This is a genomic window from Teichococcus aestuarii (assembly GCF_042651065.1).
Lineage (GTDB): Bacteria > Pseudomonadota > Alphaproteobacteria > Acetobacterales > Acetobacteraceae > Pseudoroseomonas > Pseudoroseomonas aestuarii.
On sequence record NZ_JBHSCH010000145.1, the window covers coordinates 1 to 1,837 of the forward strand.

The 1,837-nt window shown below is 80.9% G+C and carries 1 protein-coding gene; it reads left to right on the top strand.

Features of this window, described 5'->3' with window-relative positions; translation table 11 throughout:
- Positions 1 to 1,837, top strand: a 1,837-nt coding sequence (locus ACFOY6_RS24005; RefSeq protein ID WP_379652443.1) for a hypothetical protein, incomplete at both ends; no start/stop codon positions are given.

Sequence of the window (1,837 nt, forward strand, 5' to 3'; positions counted from 1 at the left end):
CGCCGCGCTTGGCCCCGTGGAAGTGATGGAGGTGCCCGGCAGCACCGTGCTGCGCCAGCGCAAGGTGCGCCACCCCGCGCAGCTCCGCGCCACGCCGGAAGGCGGCTGGGCGCTGTGGCCCGAGGACGCCGGAGCACCCGCCGCCCCCGCCGTGCAGGCCCGGCACGAGGCGGGCCCGGCGGAGGGCCAGCCCCGCCTGCTGATGCGCGCTGAGGGTGCCGGCCGCGTCATCGCCGTGCCCGACCCGGCCGGCGACGGCCTGCTGCTGCTGGGCCTGGTGGCCCCGCCCGGTGCCGCCCTGCACGGCGCGCAGCAGCACGCGCCGTTCGACCTGCTGCCCACCCAGGCCGGCGTGGCGCTGGCGGTGCGCTCCGACCTGGTGACGCTGCGTTCGGTCCCGGAGGGCTTCGCCGTGCCCCTGGCGCGCGGCGGTGCCCTGGCGCTGCAGCCGGCACCCGCGGGCGAGACCCTGCTGGCGCTGCCGGACGAGCCTGTTTCCGCCCTGCTGGCCCGCCGCCACGCCGCCTTCAACGCGGTGGCCGCCGCGCCCTCCCTGGCGCGCGGGCCGCTGCGCCTGGCGCTGGCGGAGTCGCTGCTGGCGCTCGGGCTGGGGGTGGAGGCGCAGGCCCTGACCACCCTCGCCGTGACCGAGGACCCCCGCCTGGCCAGCGAGCCCCGTGCCATCCTGCTGTCCGGCGCCGGCGCCCTGCTGGCCGGCCGGGCCGAGGAGGCGGCGGCCGCGCTGGAGGATGCACGCCTGCCGGCGGCGCAACAGGATGTGCGGCTGTGGCGCGCCCTGGCCGGGCTGCGCGATGACGAGCTGGCCCCGGAATCCGAGGCGGCGCTGCGGGAGCTGGAGGCCACGGCCCCGCTGCTGCGCGCCTGGCCGGAGGCCCTGCGCCGCCGCCTTCTGCCGCTGGCGGCGCGCAGCCTGGCCGGGCAGGGCCGGGCCGATACGGCCGCGGCGCTGCTGAGGGACCTGCCGGACGGCGAGGCCGCCACGCCCGGCATCGCCTATGCCCGCGCCCGCATCGCCGAGGCGCAGGGCGACCATACGGCCGCGCTGGCCGCCTATGGCCCCCTGGCCGAGGGGCGGGACCGCGACCTGCGCGCCCGGGCCATCGGCCGCATGGCGGAGCTGCGCCTCGCCGCCGGCGAGACCGATCCGGCCGGGGTGGCCGCCGCGCTGGCCGCCGGCCTCGCCGCTTGGCGCGGCGATGAGCGGGAGCTGGCCCGCCGCCTGCGCGCCGCCGCCCTGTACCGCGAGGCGGGGCAGGCCGAGGCGGCGCTGGAGCTGCTGGAGGAGACCCTCGCGCTGTTCCCCGACGCCGCGCCGCAGATCGCCGCGCTGCGCGACGCGGCGGCGATGCAGCGCCTCGTCCAGCCCGGCCTGCCGGCACTGGAGGCGGCACAGCGGCTGGAGGCGGAGATGCAGACCCTGCCCGCAGGCCCCGCCCTGGACGCGGCGGCGCTGCGCGTGGCCGACGGCCTCGCGGGGCTGGACCTGCATGCCCAGGGCGCCGCGCTGCTGCGCCAGGCCGCGCTGCGCAGCGCGCAGCCGGCGCCGCTGCGGCTGCGCGAGGCCGAGCTGCTGGTGAGCGCGGGGGAGGGTGCCGGCGCCCTGGCCGCGCTGCGCGCCTCCCCGGGGGAGGAGGAGGAGGAGGCCGATGTCCGCCGGGAGATGACGGAGGCGCGTGCCCTGGCCCTGTCCGGCGATGCCGCGGGCGCCGAGGCCGCGCCGCGCGGGCCGGGCGCGGCCGGCGCCGCGCGCCTGGCCACCCTGCTGGCCGAGCGGAAGGACTGGACGGGCGCCGCCGCGGCGCTGGCGCGGCATGCC